Source organism: Nostoc sp., from assembly GCF_036919575.1.
GTDB lineage: Bacteria > Cyanobacteriota > Cyanobacteriia > Cyanobacteriales > Nostocaceae > Nostoc.
Genome location: NZ_JBALBY010000067.1, coordinates 46,285 through 62,514, shown reverse-complemented (window position 1 = coordinate 62,514; position 16,230 = coordinate 46,285). Strand labels below are relative to the sequence as shown.

20 protein-coding genes are annotated in these 16,230 nt (G+C 40.5%); 13 read left to right on the top strand and 7 right to left on the bottom strand.

Annotated elements, in window-relative coordinates:
• Positions 1 to 165 precede the first annotated feature (165 nt).
• The 11 genes from V7K27_RS18110 (at position 166) to V7K27_RS18060 (ending at position 7,337) form a co-directional block, all read left to right on the top strand.
• Positions 166 to 1,419, top strand: coding sequence for a hypothetical protein (locus V7K27_RS18110; RefSeq protein WP_334949475.1), 1,254 nt, complete (start codon positions 166 to 168; stop codon positions 1,417 to 1,419).
• A 232-nt stretch (positions 1,420 to 1,651) separates the two neighbouring features.
• Entirely contained in the window at positions 1,652 to 1,906 is a 255-nt protein-coding gene (locus tag V7K27_RS18105; RefSeq protein ID WP_334949474.1) for a UPF0175 family protein, read from the top strand.
• Between the two features lie 133 nt (positions 1,907 to 2,039).
• Entirely contained in the window at positions 2,040 to 2,498 is a 459-nt protein-coding gene (locus V7K27_RS18100; RefSeq protein WP_334949473.1) for an aspartyl protease family protein, read from the top strand.
• A gap of 28 nt (positions 2,499 to 2,526) precedes the next feature.
• Positions 2,527 to 3,000 carry a hypothetical protein gene (locus tag V7K27_RS18095; protein ID WP_334949472.1) on the top strand — a complete coding sequence of 158 codons (474 nt, stop codon included), beginning with the start codon at positions 2,527 to 2,529 and terminating at the stop codon, positions 2,998 to 3,000.
• Positions 3,001 to 3,105: 105 nt separating this feature from the next.
• A complete protein-coding gene (locus V7K27_RS18090) occupies positions 3,106 to 3,252 on the top strand; it encodes a hypothetical protein (RefSeq protein ID WP_334949471.1) in 147 nt (48 codons plus the stop codon).
• A gap of 70 nt (positions 3,253 to 3,322) precedes the next feature.
• The gene (locus V7K27_RS18085) at positions 3,323 to 3,514 is read left to right on the top strand and encodes a hypothetical protein (RefSeq protein ID WP_334949470.1); all 192 of its coding nucleotides are present in this window, start codon (positions 3,323 to 3,325) and stop codon (positions 3,512 to 3,514) included.
• Complete coding sequence (locus tag V7K27_RS18080; protein ID WP_334949469.1) at positions 3,507 to 3,848, top strand: type II toxin-antitoxin system PemK/MazF family toxin; 342 nt, start codon at positions 3,507 to 3,509, stop codon at positions 3,846 to 3,848. Before V7K27_RS18085 ends, V7K27_RS18080 begins: the two co-directional genes overlap by 8 nt.
• A 66-nt stretch (positions 3,849 to 3,914) precedes the next feature.
• A complete protein-coding gene (locus V7K27_RS18075; protein ID WP_334949468.1) occupies positions 3,915 to 4,247 on the top strand; it encodes a low molecular weight protein tyrosine phosphatase family protein in 333 nt (110 codons plus the stop codon).
• A 123-nt stretch (positions 4,248 to 4,370) separates the two neighbouring features.
• Positions 4,371 to 4,625 carry a hypothetical protein gene (locus V7K27_RS18070; protein WP_334949467.1) on the top strand — a complete coding sequence of 85 codons (255 nt, stop codon included), beginning with the start codon at positions 4,371 to 4,373 and terminating at the stop codon, positions 4,623 to 4,625.
• A 231-nt stretch (positions 4,626 to 4,856) separates the two neighbouring features.
• Entirely contained in the window at positions 4,857 to 5,597 is a 741-nt protein-coding gene (locus tag V7K27_RS18065; protein ID WP_334949466.1) for an RNA methyltransferase, read from the top strand.
• Between the two features lie 174 nt (positions 5,598 to 5,771).
• Positions 5,772 to 7,337 carry a serine hydrolase gene (locus V7K27_RS18060; protein WP_334949465.1) on the top strand — a complete coding sequence of 522 codons (1,566 nt, stop codon included), beginning with the start codon at positions 5,772 to 5,774 and terminating at the stop codon, positions 7,335 to 7,337.
• 297 nt (positions 7,338 to 7,634) lie between these two features.
• Here V7K27_RS18060 and V7K27_RS18055 read toward each other — a convergent pair whose 3' ends face one another.
• The 3 genes from V7K27_RS18055 to V7K27_RS18045 form a co-directional block, all read right to left on the bottom strand.
• A complete protein-coding gene (locus V7K27_RS18055) occupies positions 7,635 to 8,492 on the bottom strand; it encodes a hypothetical protein (RefSeq protein ID WP_334949464.1) in 858 nt (285 codons plus the stop codon).
• A 255-nt stretch (positions 8,493 to 8,747) separates the two neighbouring features.
• On the bottom strand, positions 8,748 to 9,611 hold the full coding sequence (locus V7K27_RS18050; protein WP_334949463.1) for a PIG-L deacetylase family protein: 864 nt from the start codon (positions 9,609 to 9,611) through the stop codon (positions 8,748 to 8,750).
• Between the two features lie 149 nt (positions 9,612 to 9,760).
• The gene (locus V7K27_RS18045) at positions 9,761 to 10,657 is read right to left on the bottom strand and encodes a hypothetical protein (RefSeq protein ID WP_334949462.1); all 897 of its coding nucleotides are present in this window, start codon (positions 10,655 to 10,657) and stop codon (positions 9,761 to 9,763) included.
• Positions 10,658 to 10,897: 240 nt separating this feature from the next.
• Here V7K27_RS18045 and V7K27_RS18040 point away from each other — a divergent pair, with 240 nt between their 5' ends.
• Positions 10,898 to 11,059, top strand: coding sequence for a hypothetical protein (locus V7K27_RS18040; RefSeq protein WP_334949461.1), 162 nt, complete (start codon positions 10,898 to 10,900; stop codon positions 11,057 to 11,059).
• 735 nt (positions 11,060 to 11,794) lie between these two features.
• Here the strand turns inward: V7K27_RS18040 and dprA are convergent.
• Complete coding sequence (gene dprA / locus V7K27_RS18035) at positions 11,795 to 12,913, bottom strand: DNA-processing protein DprA (RefSeq protein WP_334949460.1); 1,119 nt, start codon at positions 12,911 to 12,913, stop codon at positions 11,795 to 11,797.
• Between the two features lie 24 nt (positions 12,914 to 12,937).
• Positions 12,938 to 13,063 (bottom strand): hypothetical protein, encoded by a 126-nt coding sequence (locus V7K27_RS18030; protein ID WP_334949459.1) that lies wholly within the window; start codon positions 13,061 to 13,063, stop codon positions 12,938 to 12,940.
• A gap of 212 nt (positions 13,064 to 13,275) precedes the next feature.
• On the opposite strand from V7K27_RS18030, the gene V7K27_RS18025 reads away from it, so the two are divergent.
• Entirely contained in the window at positions 13,276 to 14,460 is a 1,185-nt protein-coding gene (locus V7K27_RS18025; RefSeq protein ID WP_334949458.1) for an alpha/beta hydrolase, read from the top strand.
• A 401-nt stretch (positions 14,461 to 14,861) separates the two neighbouring features.
• Here V7K27_RS18025 and V7K27_RS18020 read toward each other — a convergent pair whose 3' ends face one another.
• Entirely contained in the window at positions 14,862 to 15,551 is a 690-nt protein-coding gene (locus tag V7K27_RS18020; RefSeq protein WP_334949457.1) for a YdcF family protein, read from the bottom strand.
• Positions 15,551 to 16,207, bottom strand: coding sequence for a DUF2301 domain-containing membrane protein (locus tag V7K27_RS18015; protein ID WP_334949456.1), 657 nt, complete (start codon positions 16,205 to 16,207; stop codon positions 15,551 to 15,553). Before V7K27_RS18015 ends, V7K27_RS18020 begins: the two co-directional genes overlap by 1 nt.
• Positions 16,208 to 16,230 lie beyond the last annotated feature (23 nt).

Below are 16,230 nucleotides of genomic sequence, written 5' to 3'. Positions count from 1 at the left end.
CTATTTTCAGGATTTTGCTGAAATGGGTAAGCTAGTAATCCCAAATTTTCAAGGTAAGCGGACTATAAGATAATTTCCATCTAATTACTGTTAGACCTCGCGTAAGTTTGGGAACACTGAGAACTAGGATCTAGTAAACCACAAACAATCTTCGTGAGGTCAATAATGGAAGTGAATGAACTTGGTTTTACTGCTGAAAAAATGGCTGAACTCGACTCTAAAGGTTGTCAATTATACCAGCAAGCCGAATCTAATCCTAGTGCAGCAAACTACTTTAAAGCTGGAGAAGCATACGACCGCAGCTATGAAAGCCGTTGGGGGGATTATGTCTTTGCAGGCAGTAGTTGGCAAGAGTTTATTCAAAATCTTGGTCTTTCTCCAAAGATTGCGATAGAGAGTAATGTCAAAAAACTGATGATGGAATCTCAAGAATCACTTGTAATTAGCTGCGGGTGCTACATAAAAGCTCTGAGGCAAGACTCTAGCCACTATTTCGCTAATCTTCATTTAGCTACGGCTCTCACTGCGGCTCTCCAAGTAGAAGCGTCAATCGCATACTGGGCAAACGCGCTGAAATTACAACCAAGAGACACACTCAGAGCTTTAGTAGCAGATTCCCAAGGGCCTAATAACAAAGGGGTAGCAACTAAACTCGTTACAGAGTATTTAGGTTTGGGACAGCTTAATTACACAGCTTTGTTATTAGAACCCGATACTAGGATTTATGGTGAGATAGCTTTACAAGTAGACAAAACCCTTGATATTCTCAAATCTCTACTGCCTGAACGTTATAAGCAAGTATCTATTCAAGTTTACCAAGAACAAAAAAAGCTTGCTGAAAATTTGTTGAAAATTAGTCCTTTGCTTCAAACCAACATTCAATATTTAAACTCTGATAAGAGTAGCCAGTTACAACAGCGTCAAAGCACTCAGATGCAAAGTGATACTCAAAATACAAGTTCTCAATTACCCAGATTGTCCTCACAAGAAATTAACCAGCATGACAAGCAAAATGTAGAGCGCCCAAAAGGATTTGAAATACCATTTCAAAATACGAACGAAAACTTGAATGAAGAAGTTAAAGAGGCAAAAAGAACAAACTCAAGACCTACAGCAATCAAAGTGATTTGTATTTTTGGGTTTATTGGCGCACCAATATCTATGTTGCTAGTCTTCTCTCCTATTACAGCATCAATTGCTTCCTGGTATCCTCTCCTTATTGCTTTATCATCAGCTGGTGGCTTGGTCAGCTTTGTTGGTATGTGGATGATGAAAAAATGGGGCGTATATACCTATACATCATTAACTGCTCTAGGCCAAGTTGTGCTTTTAGGACAAGGGTTATGGAATCCTTTTTCACTTGTAATTCCTCTGATTGTTATCTGGATTGGATTTAGCAATATCTCAAAAATGTCATGATAATTGATGTTTATGCTAGGCAATCTCCTGACACAAATAGAAATGTGTACTGTTGCAATAATCTTTGAAATTATAGAGGTATTTATATCCAAAACTTTTATACCTGGCTTACTGCTCGACAACATAATATTCATCAAGCAAATTTAGAAAAGCTTGAGAAAATGCAGAAAGAACTTATGATTTAAGTGAGGCGATCGCAGAGTAAGCTATAAGTAAAGCGCTGTTTTTGGTTATGAGTCAATTTGTGAGTTCAATTAACCTACAATTATCTCCAGATTCCATAACTCAAGGTGAGCAGGCTATTCGTCAGGAAATTGCCTTGCAGTTATACGATCAAAATATTTTTACTTTTGGTCAAGCACGCCGCTTGGCTAATCTATCTGTATGGGAATTTCAGCAACTTTTAGGGCAACAAAAAATTCCACGCCATTATACTGAAATGGATTTAGCAGATGATATTGAGTCAATTAAAACAGGTTCTTGGTAGTTGTGACAGTTATTTGCAACGCGACGCCTTTGATTAACTTCGCTCCTATCAATTGTCTTGATATTTTACAGGCAGCCGTTTTTGCATATTGCTGCATTGCTCAAAAATACTGTATTTTCAGGAGTTTGCTGAAATGGGTAAGCTGGTACTACCAAATCTTCAGGGTAAGCAAATGGGGCAAGTAATAGTTACCCTCACTGTCACAAATCGAATTGATCAAGGTTTGGCACAGCGAGGCTTTATTTCTTCGGAGGAAGTTCGCTCTTATACTCTGGATAATGTTTTAGTTGATACAGGTGCAACTTTGCTCTGTTTACCTGCTAGCATTATTAGTCAACTAGGTTTAGTCCAAGGTGGAGAAGCCCAGGTAGAGACTGCTGCTGGAGTGCAGCAGGGGCGGATTTTCCGAGATGTTGAACTTAGTATTGCAGAGCGTCAAGGAACCTTTGATTGTTTGGAACTCACAGAAGTACCATATCCCCTTTTGGGCGTAACGCCAATGGAAGTTTTAGGGTTAGAACCAGACCTGAAAAATCGGAAGTTGCGGATTTTGCCGATGAATTCTGAGCAAACTTACCTTAGTGTATTGTAAGCGACCATCTCAATTCAGAAGGGGCACTATGAAACAGAACAATAGAAGTGATTTCACTTACCGTCAACTGGAAAATAATTTAATACATATTTCTGAATCAATTATTCAGGGTTTAAAATCTAACAAGTGTGAATTAAGAACTTCTACTGACTATGAAGAAAATGATGCATCATCTATAAGGTTATCTGAAATAGATGTCAGTCTGGAAAAATCTTTTATTGAGCTAGGAGTTTACTTCAGTTGGCCAAATGATATGTATATAATTCGTGTATGGGATAAAAGCATTACTCCTTCAGAGAAAGACAAAAAAAATTGGAAATCAAAAGAACCATGTCCTGGCCATTTAGTATGGCAAGATGAAGACGAAGATTTATCATCAGAGCAAGGATTTTCAAATTTTGATTCAGATTTGCACAAACTTGTTTACGAGTACGTTAAAAAAATTCAGGATTTTTATTTATCTGCTGGTGGTGTAAGTCCTGAAATAAGGAATCTATTGTAGTAAAATTTTTATGTTAGAGATATAACAGCTTATAATATAGTTAGCAGTCAAGAGGTCTGACCTTTTCAGATCGCGGAAGCTAGGTCTTCCCTTGACTGATTTTTATTGTCTAAGAATAAACACCACACTCTAATCCAACTTTCTGAAGTTGAACAAGATACGATCGCTTCTACTTGGCGTAGTTTTGGGGTTGTCTGTGGTGCGATCGCTCGTAAGATGCGATCGTTGAATAATTTGAAGACTTGTCTGTAGAGCAATCTCATCTCACAGAACGTTTATATAGGATCGTGCTATGCTATTGGGGTGTCTAATGAAGAGAGTCATGACTGCTCCAGTGGAAGAATTATTAAGCACCTTTGATCGTCTGCCAGAGTCAGAGAGACTGGAAATAGCTCTAGAGATTTTAAAAAGGGTCAGACATTTGGATTTTCCATATTTGTCAAATGAAGATTTGGTTTGGAATGCAGAAGAACTTTTTTTGGAATTAGATCGGCAAGAAGCTTCCTATGAGTAGCCCTGATCGTGGAGAAGTTTGGCTTGTCGATCTTGGCTACAGAGCAAAAGTTAGACCATGCTTAATTATCAGTATTCCTGCCTTAGATCAAGATCGAGCATTAGCAACCCTAATTCCTCATACAACTAGCTCACGCGGTTCAAGATTTGAGGTGGCGGTAAAGGTAAACTTTCTCCGAGCAGGAGTGTTTGACGTACAAAATATTATTACAATTCCACATGCAAAGTTGCTCCGAAAGTTGGGAGACTTGACACCAGAACAACTAGTTGAAGTTGAAAAAGTATTACTCTTTTGGCTGGGATTGGAGCAGAGAGATTCTGAGAGCGATGAGTAGCAACTAAAGATAGGTGAAAATCCTGGATTCAAAGGCTTCTAAAATCCGATCGCTTCATATTAATTAATGAAAAAGCTCTTATTTATCTGTAGCCAGAATAAACTGCGAAGTCCCACCGCCGAAGCTGTATTTTCTGAATATGAAGGATTTGAAACAGACTCCGCAGGTTTAGATCGCTATGCCGAAGTACCATTATCAACAGAGGCTATTATCTGGGCTGATATTATCTTTGTAATGGAAAAATCCCATAAAAACAAACTATCGAAAAATTTTCAGCCTTTTCTGAAAGATAAAAGAATTATCTGTTTAGATATACCAGATGATTATGAGTATATGGAACCAGCTTTAATTGAATTGTTAAAACAGAAAGTTCTACCTTTATTAAAAATTAAAAAATGAATATTCAAGAAGCTTTTAATACTGCCGCAGTCGATTACGATTAGAACTACAGAGTACTGGAGGCTATTGCCGATGAATTGGAACTACATCTGTCTGACGGCGGGGTAGTTCACTCTGCCAGTCTTGTCACGTTTACAATGGGGAGAAGATCACACTTCAGGAAAGCGCACCATGCCGAAAATTACCCTGGAAGTATCAGAAGAACTATCTAAAAAACTAGCACAAGTAGGCGATCGCTTACCTGAACTACTTGCTCACTTATTTGACCAGTTAACCGTGAGTGGAACCTATATTCCGGTTAATCTTCGCCGGCAAACTACAGATGTGAGTATTGCCAGTTACCCGCAGCAGTCACCTTTTCAGAACTCGATCTGCTAGAATTAACGCCTCCAGGACGTACAACAATTAGATTGCTACAAATAAATAGCGACGAACGACTAGCTGAACGGCACAGATTGCGCTGAATAAAGAAGTGTAAGTCACTGTTCAGAACTGCCGTGGGTATTTACTTACTCTCGTTACAATGATGTGAAGGAAACTTTCAGCAGAACACACAATGCTGAGAATTAGCCTAAAAATATCATTTGGTGCGATCGCAGGAGGCAAAAAATGGGCTTGGCTGGATTAAGAATTGTGTTGGTAGAACCAGCAGGTCCGATAAATATCGGCGCGATCGCCAGGGTCATGAAAAATTTCGGGCTATATAATTTAGTATTAGTAAATCCCCAATGCGATCCGCTATCATCGGAAGCTTTGATGATGGCTGTTCATGGTCAGGATATTTTAGAATCTGCGGTATTAGTGGCAACCTTACCAGAAGCATTGCATGGATGTGTCAGAGCGATCGCTACCACTGGTCGCTTTCGGAGTTTGCAAACACCTTTAGAAACCCCCCGCACTGCACTACCCTGGTTACTGGAGGAACCAGAAAAACCCACAGCACTAATCTTTGGCAGAGAAGACCGGGGATTAAGCAATGAAGAATTAAATTATGCTCAGAGGTTTGTTTGCATTCCCACAAGTCAAGATTATCTAATCCTAAATTTGGCTACCGCCGTAGCAATCTGCTGTTATGAATTGTCACAATGTGTAGAACAGCCTGAAACTCAGACCTTACCCCAAACTGAACTCGCACCCTTAGATGTTCTGGAAGCATACTACCAGCATTTAGAATCACTATTATTGAAAATTGGTTATGTATATCCGCATACGGCAGCTAGTCGGATGGAAAAATTTCGCCAACTGTATAATCGCGCTGAACTGAAAACAGGGGAAGTAGCCATGCTGAGAGGGATTTTGCAGCAGGTAGAATGGGCGATTAAAAACCAGAGGGATGGTGAAAACTTGTAATTATTCGTTTAATATATACGCAATCATGCCCCTAAAATAATTAATATGGCTTAAACTAAACACAAAAATGCTACTTAGTGGCAAAGTAGAATTTGAGTATTAATATTGCTTAAAGATTAAGTTTTGGGTCAGGAGTCTGCAAGAAAACAGTCAAGTGGGTCACAAGGAGTAACTGTGTCAGAGTCAAGTGACGAACTAACAGCTTTCTCGCGGCGTCAACCCTTAAATCGCCGCCAGCGGCCACAAAAAGTTCAAAAAGTGGTCAAGAAGAAAGTTAAAGCTAATAGCCAGCAGCAAGATGCGAATGGACGGCAAGCGGCGCTAACACGCCCAAAAAATCAAATCAGTCCTCCGCCAATCTCCGGTGCTACACGTCGGGTAAAATCGGGGTTAGTCATGCCATCAGCAGTAAAACCAATGCCTAGTGTGAAGGGGAAAATTCCTCCCTTTCGACCTGGTGCTGTGATGGTCAAAACAGTGCAGATGGAAAAGCCAAAAAGAGTCCGGCGATCATCGCAGAAAACGCGGTTAAAGCCAATGGCCAAAACTATACTGTATATTGTGCGATTGTTGATTGTCGGTGTTGGGATGGGTGCAATTGTGGGCACCGTGTTATCAGTATTAGACCCGGCTAATCGCATCACCACAAATTCGACACCGCAATCTAATAGTAATGTGGTGCGATCGCAGCCACAACCTACACAAACTCCCCAAGCCGCAGTTTCGAGTTTGTATTTATCCCAAGAAATTACCTCTTTGAAAAATGCCGTGCAAAATTTAGCGGCCACCAACCCAAATCTTACAACCGGAGTTTTTTTAGTAGATTTAGATAGTGGTAATTATGTAGATGTCAATGGCTCAACCAGTTTTCCGGCGGCTAGCACAATTAAAGTGCCGATTCTAATCGCCTTTTTCCAGGATGTGGATGCAGGGAAAATTCGCCTAGATGAAATGCTGACCATGCAACAGGATATGGTAGCTGGCGGTTCGGGAACTCTGCAATATAAACCAGCCGGAACCCAGTACGCTGCTTTGGAAGTCGTCACTCAAATGATTACAATCAGCGACAACACAGCGACAAATATGCTGATTGCCAAACTGGGAGGCATAGACGCTTTAAACCAGCGTTTCCGAAACTGGGGATTGACAAACACAATCATTCGTAATCAACTCCCAGATTTGCAAGGGACAAACACCACTAGTCCGAGGGAATTGGGGAATTTGATGGCGATTGTCAGTCAAGGAAATTTGGTGAGTATGCCATCACGCGATCTCATGCTCGATATTTTGCGTCGCACTCAGAGAGACACTCTGCTACCATCGGGTTTGGGAACAGGCGCGAGAATATACCACAAAACGGGTGATATCGGCACAATGTTGGCAGATGCAGGTTTAATTGTTGTTCCAACTGGCAAGCGCTACATAGCCTCTGTCATGGTACAACGCCCTAATAACGACCCTCGCGCCGAAAAACTGATTAGCTCAATTTCTCGTGCTGCCTACCAAGAGTTTAGCCAAAATGCTGTTACACCCAACAATACCACAAGCACTATACCCGGAAATGGTTATCAGCCCTCTGTTGTGAGTCCTGCTTTACCCAACAGTACGACAGGCAATGTACCGATGAATGGTTATCAGCCCCCTGTTGTGAATCCTGCACCCAACAGTATGGGAGCTACAGTACCCGCAAACGGTTATCAATCTCCAGTTATGAATCCCCAGTATTATCCCCCAAGATAATTATGAATTATGAATTTTTTAATCGTGAGCCGATAATCGGATCAAAAGTATGCAAATGAGCAGCGAACAGAGCCGTTCGGTTCTCAGCATTTTATTCTCTCTAAAAGTTTTATAGCGTTTCCTAATCACATAAGGTACATCATAGCCCCCTCCTCGCATGCGGGGAGGGGGTTGGGGGTGGGGTTCTTGTACGTCATTCAAGCGAGAACCGCTATATTAAAAGCTTTTTAACATCTGATCAACTCTTCTTTCAAGATGATCTTGACTCCGATTCATTCCTAACTTGAATTTCTTTTCTCACAATGAAGTAACGACTCTGAACTTTATGACTCTATAAAGATGCATAATAGCTTCACCAAGTTTAGATATAAATTTTCTTAGTATAGACAGCTGAGAAGATATAATTCTTCCATGTTCTTCAAAATATAGCGACATTTCATTCATACTTGACTGACCCTTTTGAATTTTAACCATCTCGATTTTATTATTAAAAAAAGAAATTCCTGACATATCGCTCCATCTAACTGGTAAACCAGCTTTGTATGCAGCTAAACCTATGGCATTGCCTTCACCCTCATAAACTCCATTTAGCTCAAAATATTTGGCAAGCATTTCCCATTGTTTCAAGAATTCAATTTCTTTTTCTGCTTCCTTAGTTACAGAGAACAAATACTCATGAACAAATTTAATATTTTCACAGTCTGAATCTAAATTTAAAATTTTTATTGCTTCTTTAACTCCTTCAATTTCTCTCTGGAATTTTTTGTTATTTGTTGTCTCACCTTTGGCAATTTTTTCGGTCATATCCATACAAGCTCTAGCACTTATTCCTGGTGCTAAGAGCCATTGCATATCTTCTGGCACTGGCGCTAATATCCGCATATCTGAATCAATAAATATACACGAATTAAACAACGTCAGAGCTTTAGCAATGACAAATCTTTTGTCATGGTAACATTTGATTCCCTGTTGCTCATGCTGAAAAGCTAAAACTTGAGAATGTTTGCTAAACTCTTGAGGTTTGTCAGTTAAAATAACCAAAGAAGTGTGAGGTGAATAGGTTTCTATATCCTGGGCTAATAAAGAGGCTAGAGCGCGATATTTTTTACCTAACGCCAAAGTGCAAAAACAGAATTTACTTTCTAGTTTAGTCATAAATGTTGTAGTGATTTTGTGAGAAAAATACTGTTCTTAAATTGCTCATAGAGAAAAACTTTAGAGCCAAGTAAATTTAACTAGTACAGCACGGCGTAAATAAACCACCCATTCCAAATTAAGGAAACGCTTACGCTGTATACCTGTTTGAATTTTGAATTTGGAATTCCGCCCCTGCGCTACTAGTGGTTTTCAATTACTTAAGGAAGTTCACTGATAATAAAAGCAAAGTCCTTACTCTTGTGAACGATTAATTTAGTCCTTTGGATAAATGGCATTATCCTTTTTTAGATGTGTTGATAATTCTGATTTGAAAAAAATCTCATAAGGTAAGAAAAATCTCCAGAGAAACCCAGGTGGTAGCACAGCACTGGATTCAGCATCTATGGGTAAATATTGGGAGCGGTAAGTTTCAATTGCTTGCTTTTTCTTGGATTGTACCTTGTGGATAGCTTGTCGATGAGCGCCTGCTAATTCTTCAAACTTTAGATTGCGAAATAGCAAAGATTTCCAGAGTAACCAAATGGCGTATTGCCACAATTCCACCTTTACGTCAGCCACAGCGATCGCATTAACAACGAGTTCATAAGTAATCTCATGATCAACACTCCGATCCTGATTATGAGTCACGTACACTTCTTTGGGATTAAAGGCACGCAACAACAAAGCTATTTCCTCAATGGTTTGCTCTCGCTCTGCTTGGGTCATCCAGCGCAGTCCACCATCATGTTTATCGAGAAAGTGAATATCTGTGGAATTAACACCCAGAATATTCAAAGCAGTGAGTGCTTCTTGTCTACGGATTTGAATAATTTCCTCGCGGGTAATCTTAGAATAATTCGCATGGGAAGCTCCACCATCCGTGACAAAAACAACCTTAACAGGCACACCTTGTTCTCGCTTGAGCGCAATTATGCCACCACAGCCGAGTACTTCATCATCTTGGTGAGGAGCAAATATGAGCGCCGATTTTTGACTAAAATCTAGTCTTTTACTGCTTTGATACATAAGCCAGTAAAACTGTAGCTTTAACTGAAACTCTCGCCAACTGTAGCTAAACAGCCACCACTTGTTGTGTAGTCCTAACCTTAAGCGATGCAGAAGATATCCTATTTTCATATTTTCTAAAGTTCCATCAAGTGAGTCGCTATTTTTAGTTTCACCCTTAAAGATAGTTAATTGCCTCAGCAGTAATAACTAACTTACTCTGGAGGACGAAAAATTTCGGGTGATAAGTGGTTTTAAACTTTCTGTAAAAACTCAATTTTTTAGCTATAGTAAAAAACCAAATCCTTTAATGTCGTAACTCGCAACCCCGCTAAAAAATAGAGATATCTTGCGAACTTCCCGATGCGGCTGGTAATTTTTTCGAGGAGTGAGCGCTGTGGGAATGCCTTCTGTTTGTGATTCTCAAAATAGGCTTGCAGTTTTTCCTGCTCTACCTGTGCCTTTCTAATTCTAATAGCATCAATTTTTTCATTGAAAAATTCAATTTCTGGCATTTCCTGATGTCGGAGGGGAAATTCTTGAGCAGCTGCCGCCAGTCCTATTACACTACCCTCACTGTCATATATTCCATTTAGCTCAAAGTAGTTGCCAATTTTTTCCCACAGTTCTAAGAACTTGATCTCCTTGCCTGAATCTTTAGCAACAGCAAACATAAACTCACTTACAAAGTTGACTTGCTCTAAGTCCAGATTGAATTTTTGAGAACATTTTTTAATCATCTCTATACGTTTGATGCGATCTGGTCTATCCTCGACTGGTTGATAGTGTTGCAGAATGTTTGCACAACTGCGAGCCGAGATACCAGGTTGCCACTGGATGTGTGCCACATCTTTTAAAATTCGCATATCAGCATCAACAAACACACAAGCATCATAAAGAGATAGAGCTTTCGCAATAACGTAGCGTTTATCGTGGTAACATCCTACACTTTGTTGGGAGTGCTTAAAAACTAGTAGCTGGGAAGACTGATTGAAATCTTGTGGTTTGTCAGTCAGGATAAGCAGTGGTTGGGATGAAAATTTTTCTAAATCTGCTGCTAAATCAACAGCGAGTTTACGATACTTTGCACCTATAGCTAGAGTACAGAAACAAAATTGCTGAAGATTCTCTTTAGTCTCGTGAGTTGGAGTATTAGTCAGTTGTACGGATGGCATCATTGTTTTAAAGGTAGCTTGATAATTCTGATTAAATATTAAATGGTATAAAAACCACGTAATACGTAAGTATTTCTTCTTGTTTATATCTTATCCGAGTATTTAACTAGATGTATGTAATTTTTATGTAGAAATTATATTATTCTTATGTAGAATAAAGGTGGTAAGTAGGTAGGTAGGTACGAAAAAACCAAACTATGTGAAGATAAATACGTAGAAAGAATCTACTGAGGTAACTAAAATATGGGCGCTCGTTTAAGGGTATTCCTGACTCGTAAGCAAGATAGAACCCTGTTAAACCTCAGAACAGCAGACGTACCACAGAAAGTTAAAGAACGAGGAGAAGTAATTAGGTTAAATACATACGGTTGGTATGTGGAAAAAATAGCGGCTCATGTAAATTGAACTTCACAGGCAGTCAGAGAAGTTTTACATAAATGGAAAAAGCATGGTTTAGAAGGGCTTTGGGAACTAAAATATCACTAGCTAGCTATATGACTGCCGATGTTCTCCCAGTCTGCTGGAGATATTGCAGCAGTAATTGGGCTGAATCGGTTACGGATTAGATAAAACTAGAATCGGCTTTTGGCAAGTCTAAAGACATAATGTAGACAACACTTTACTGCTGCGTATAAGCACGTATAGGACTCATATCTGATTTTTGAACAAGATTTCAGATAAAACCCTGATAAAACAGGCTTTTCAGTCTCAGTATGTTTTCAGAAATCAAATCGGAGTCCTATATACAGCAGTAAGCACATATTGTTGACTTTTAACTGTTAACTAAGTTTAGGGGTTTAAGTCCCCTGCATCAATTGCCAGAACGAATTGAAGCCTAATAGGACTTACGCACTTTACAAATTGAGTATTATGTGCATATCAAGCTTATTAAGATAAAAGTCTTGCCCTGCCTCGTTCCCAGGCTCTGCCTGGGAATGCGATCACTCGGAGGGCTGCTGCCTCCCAGTTTGACAGGAGGCAGCAGCCCTCCCACAAGAGCATTACAAGGCTCTGCCTTGTAACGAGAGGTAATTCATATTTGGTTATGTCTGTCAATGCGTAAGTCCTACCTAAATCTAAATCCCCGTCACAAAACTTACTTGCGACTTGCGACTGCGAAAGAGCGACTTGCGACTTGTTTTAACTTTTTTGATATCGCATTCCTGGCAGTTGCGAAACTAAACCCATAAGTTCCAACTGTAACAAGGCACCGGAAACTGAGCCAGCAGGTATGCCGGTTTGTTGGACAATAAAATCGAAAGATAAAGCCTCACAAGAAAGCGCATTCATTACCGTTTGCAATTCTGGCGATAAAGTTGGCAAACTTAACTGTTCTGGTGCTGTAAAAGCCTCGACTCTATCAATTTGTGGTATTGCTCCTAGCATGGTTAACAGTTCATCTAGTTCCTTGAGGATGAAAGAAGCTCCTTGACTCAGTAACTTTAAACACCCTTGGGATGGATGATCGTCCAGTCTTCCAGGTAATGCATAGACATCTCTGCCAAATTCATTTGCGTAGGTAGCTGTTATTAAGGCACCCGATTTTAACGGCGCTTCCATTACCAGGATGGCGCGGCTTAATCCGGCAATAATTCGGTTGCGACGGGGAAAGTGAGTGCGATCGGGTGGGGTTTTTGTGGGGTACTCACTCACGACTAACCCAGCCGTCAAAATCTGCTTGTACAGATCCCGATTTTTATGTGGATAGATGACATCTACACCAGTTCCTAAAACTGCGATCGTGCGTCCACCGGCTTTCATGGCGGCGATATGGCTTTCTGTGTCAATTCCCTCTGCCATCCCAGAAACAACTGTAAAGCCATTTTTGGCCAAAGCTGTACTAATTTGGCGAGTCCAACGAATGCCGTATTCTGAGGGTTGACGTGTTCCGACAATCCCAACCATCGGTTTTTGTCCGAGATTTTCTTGGAGTTCGACTTCACCGCGATAGTATAAAATCGGTGGCGGACTCGGAGTTTCCAGCAATAAGCGGGGATAATCTGCATCTGCTGGTGTCCAGAAGTGGGGGTTTTCCTGCTGATGCTTGATGAATAGTTGTTCTGGGTGTAAACGCGATCGCTGTTGTACGACTTTTTCTAGTGTCTGAAAACCAAAACCCTCTACTTCTCCTAACTGTACCTTGGTAGCGTTCCAAGCCGTTGCCAGTGTACCAAAATGCTGTTGCAGCCGTCGCAGTAATACCGGGCCAATTCCAGAAATTTGCGTCCAAGCTAGCCAATATGCTCCTTCTTCTACCACGGTTCCATCCTCACGCCTATTGGATTAAGTATTCCCAAATTTGGGCTGGCTGTTGATATAAAGGGGGAGTGGGGAGTGGGGAGTGGGGAGTGAGGGAGATGAGGGAGATGAGGGAGATGAGGGAGATGAGGGAGTTTCTTGAAACGTCAAGGTTGAGCCTTTGAGGGTGGAAGTTGAGCCTTTAAGTAAGTGGGTGAAATTAAATATAAAACCTCACCCTGCCTCCGGCTTCCCTCTCCGTGAGTTCGGAGAGGGATTGAGGGTGAGGTTTGATCTTATGTTTAATTACGCCTACCTACTTAACTATTAAATATTGACTCTTAACTCTTGACTATTGACTCTTGACCATTGACTATTGACTATTGACTATTCGACTATCTTCTGTGATGAAATATTTCTATCGTGTTTTAATATGCCTATCTGGGTGCTTAATATTTTTACTGCTGCATAGTGGCTTTGGTTTGTTGCCGAGTTTGGCTGCCGAAAAGATTGTTTTCAGGTACGGATTGTTTGAGCAATCGCTCCCGGTGGCAGATATACGCAACTATGCCGATACGGAAAAGGTTTCTGCCGATTTGCAATCTTTCTTAGGTTATCTCAGCGCTAAGGATAAACAGAAGTTCCAAGATACCCTTCAGGTAAAAATGTCTCTTGATATTGGGGCTTTAGATAAGCTGGTAAATACAGGAATGGGCAAGCAAATTTTATCTTTTGCTTCCCAAGGGACTGTCTTTCCGATACGATCCGCGATCGCACGTCCCGATCAAGGCAGTATACAAGCCCTACGATCTGCCATTATCTTAGGAGCAAAATCACCAGAAGGTCTAGGATTAATCAGCTTTCTAGAAGCATATCCTAGTAATCAACTAGTTGTTGATGTGTCAAAAATTCAGAAGCTAGTCAGCATGGCAAATTTATCTTCTGGTTCTGCTGATGCACCGCCAAAAGACGACGTAAGTTCTTCACCTTTAGGGCAAATTGCACTGCAATATCAGATACTCGCTACCCAAGGTAAACAGTTCTCAGGTTGCTTATTTGGTGATTCTGTTTCAGCTGAACTTGGTAATACCCTTGGGAGTGGTACTTTTAATTTTGGGTTAAATGGTCTGAGTACAATCTCATTACTGGAACAACTGAAAAGTTTAATTCCTACGAAGGTGAAATGCGAAAAAGCGATTATTGCCATAGGTGGAAATGATGCTTGGTATGGAATTAGTGATGAATTATTTACCAAAAACCTGCAAGAGGCGATCGCACTTGTCCGCACAATGGGAAATAAAGAGATTTTTCTGATTCCGGCTTTTTATTCAACAGTTGCAGCCAGCTTAGATCCAACTGTATCAGCCCCACTTTCTAAAGTTGAACAAATTAATGCTCTGATTAATCAAGTTGCTGAAACAGAAAAAGTGCCAGTTGCAGCCGCAGGATTAGCACCCTTGTATGAGAATAATGTTCTTAAAGAAAATTTAACCAGTGATGGCGACCATCTAAATGCAGAGGGTCTAAAAATTTATCGACAAGCATTATTACAAATTCTGGGTAAGTAGGTAGGGCTATTTCGTTCTAGACAGAAACCGCCCTGAACTGAAGTTCAGAGGCTAATAGCTAAAGTCCGTTAAAACGGACTAAGCTGTTGTTAGTCGTCTTTAGACGACTTTCGCTATTAGACTCAGAATTCATTCTGAGGCGGACTAGATGAGAATGAAATAGCCCTGGATAAGTAAGTCAACCTAATTTAACGTGAGTTCGATGAACCTCTCCCGGACAGCCTCCCTCTCCGAAACGGAAAGGGAGGAGCAACGAAAAATTAAGCTTTTTGCTCCCCTCTGTGCGTCGGAGAGGGGCTGCTCTTGAGAGGTCAAATAAGACTTGTCGAACTCACGTTAATTTAGATAGATCCCCGACTTCTTTGAGAAGTCGGGGATCTGCGAATTACGAGTTAACACCTTCACTCTTTCCAATTCAAAAACCGAGCATAAATATAAGCGATCGCTTCATCAAGAATTGCCCGTACACCTTGGCTAGAACCCCACCATTTCTCTGGATCGTAATCTTGCGTTTTGGCAGCAATCACACCAACTTTGATATCAGGATTCAGTAATTTTTTGAAAATTAGCCAACTCCTACGGCTATGAACATCCAAAGAAAAAAGATTAATTGATTCTATCTGTAAATTTGAATTGGATAGCCAACGATTAAATTCAGCAGCAGATGCATAACTACGATCCTTAACCACGAAAGGTGTTGGAACAGCTACCACTTTTTCTGCTTCTAAACCGAGTTTGATGAAGGTGGCGACTGACACATCTGCAAAGTTATTGTATCCAGTCAGATAACTTCCTTTTCCTAATGTGCCTCCTGTACTAATTATTTGACGATAAGAACCGGTTTTAAATTCAGTCAAAGCTTCTTCTATAGCGTAATCTGGTAGCCATCCTTCCACAACTAATACTTCTGCTGATTTGATCGGGGAAGTTACGGCGAGAAATGAGTGTATATGAGTAATAGTGAAAAATATCAAATAAGCAATCAAAGCGATCGCAATCGCCCACCCCTGAGCCGTAAGTGTCCACATTTCTTGGCATATTATTAGTTTTATTTTGGGAAAATCTTGACCACGGCGATTTTTGGTCTGCATTAAACCTTAACTAAACGTTGCTCTTTCAAGTAGGTAAAGACAGACTTATCTCCAATATCAGCAGGAATTGCTTGCACTGTCTTTCGCAGCGCAAACACCAAAAACAACGTCGCCCAAATTCCTAATAAAACACTTTCCCCCTGAATTGGTAAAATTCCCACCAAATGTCCTAACAACAGTAGCGGGACTACTAGGGTTAATACTTTGGTTTCCAGGCGATTGAAGCAAAAAGCCTCTTTAAAATAAATACCTGTCAAAGCAACAAAGATAAAACCAACTCCAAATAAGGTAATAGGCTGATTGTAAACAGTCAGAGCCAAAGGTTGACTACTAGAGATTGCCAGAATCACTGATGCTATAGTACCGATCGCCCAAAAAACTTGCAACATTCGGTGCATTGATGCCATGTAGATATGAATCGTAAATAAACTTACACCAAGAGCGAGACTAAAACAAGCATATAAAGGTGTAAGTGCGGTAAAAACAGTTGGGTTATTGTTGAGCAAAACTAAAGCGCTGCCGATGGCAAAGCTGAGTGCTGCTACCATTAACCCAGCGCGGTAGATAATTACGCCAGTGCGATCGCTCTGAGTAATTGTAAATTCTCCAAACTGACCTTGATAAACTTGTGGTGGAGGTAGTGTTTGCGTCGTCATGGTTAAAAATATAGTTAGGATTT

Excerpts from the sequence above, each read along its gene's own strand:
- V7K27_RS18110 (WP_334949475.1), top strand. The coding sequence starts at position 166 with ATGGAAGTGAATGAACTTGGTTTTACTGCTGAAAAAATGGCTGAACTC.
- V7K27_RS18105 (WP_334949474.1), top strand. The coding sequence starts at position 1,652 with ATGAGTCAATTTGTGAGTTCAATTAACCTACAATTATCTCCAGATTCC.
- V7K27_RS18100 (WP_334949473.1), top strand. The coding sequence starts at position 2,040 with ATGGGTAAGCTGGTACTACCAAATCTTCAGGGTAAGCAAATGGGGCAA.
- V7K27_RS18095 (WP_334949472.1), top strand. The coding sequence starts at position 2,527 with ATGAAACAGAACAATAGAAGTGATTTCACTTACCGTCAACTGGAAAAT.
- V7K27_RS18085 (WP_334949470.1), top strand. The coding sequence starts at position 3,323 with ATGACTGCTCCAGTGGAAGAATTATTAAGCACCTTTGATCGTCTGCCA.
- V7K27_RS18080 (WP_334949469.1), top strand. The coding sequence starts at position 3,507 with ATGAGTAGCCCTGATCGTGGAGAAGTTTGGCTTGTCGATCTTGGCTAC.
- V7K27_RS18075 (WP_334949468.1), top strand. The coding sequence starts at position 3,915 with ATGAAAAAGCTCTTATTTATCTGTAGCCAGAATAAACTGCGAAGTCCC.
- V7K27_RS18065 (WP_334949466.1), top strand. The coding sequence starts at position 4,857 with ATGGGCTTGGCTGGATTAAGAATTGTGTTGGTAGAACCAGCAGGTCCG.
- V7K27_RS18055 (WP_334949464.1), bottom strand. The coding sequence starts at position 8,492 with ATGACTAAACTAGAAAGTAAATTCTGTTTTTGCACTTTGGCGTTAGGT.
- V7K27_RS18050 (WP_334949463.1), bottom strand. The coding sequence starts at position 9,611 with ATGAAAATAGGATATCTTCTGCATCGCTTAAGGTTAGGACTACACAAC.
- V7K27_RS18045 (WP_334949462.1), bottom strand. The coding sequence starts at position 10,657 with ATGATGCCATCCGTACAACTGACTAATACTCCAACTCACGAGACTAAA.
- V7K27_RS18040 (WP_334949461.1), top strand. The coding sequence starts at position 10,898 with ATGGGCGCTCGTTTAAGGGTATTCCTGACTCGTAAGCAAGATAGAACC.
- V7K27_RS18020 (WP_334949457.1), bottom strand. The coding sequence starts at position 15,551 with ATGCAGACCAAAAATCGCCGTGGTCAAGATTTTCCCAAAATAAAACTA.
- V7K27_RS18015 (WP_334949456.1), bottom strand. The coding sequence starts at position 16,207 with ATGACGACGCAAACACTACCTCCACCACAAGTTTATCAAGGTCAGTTT.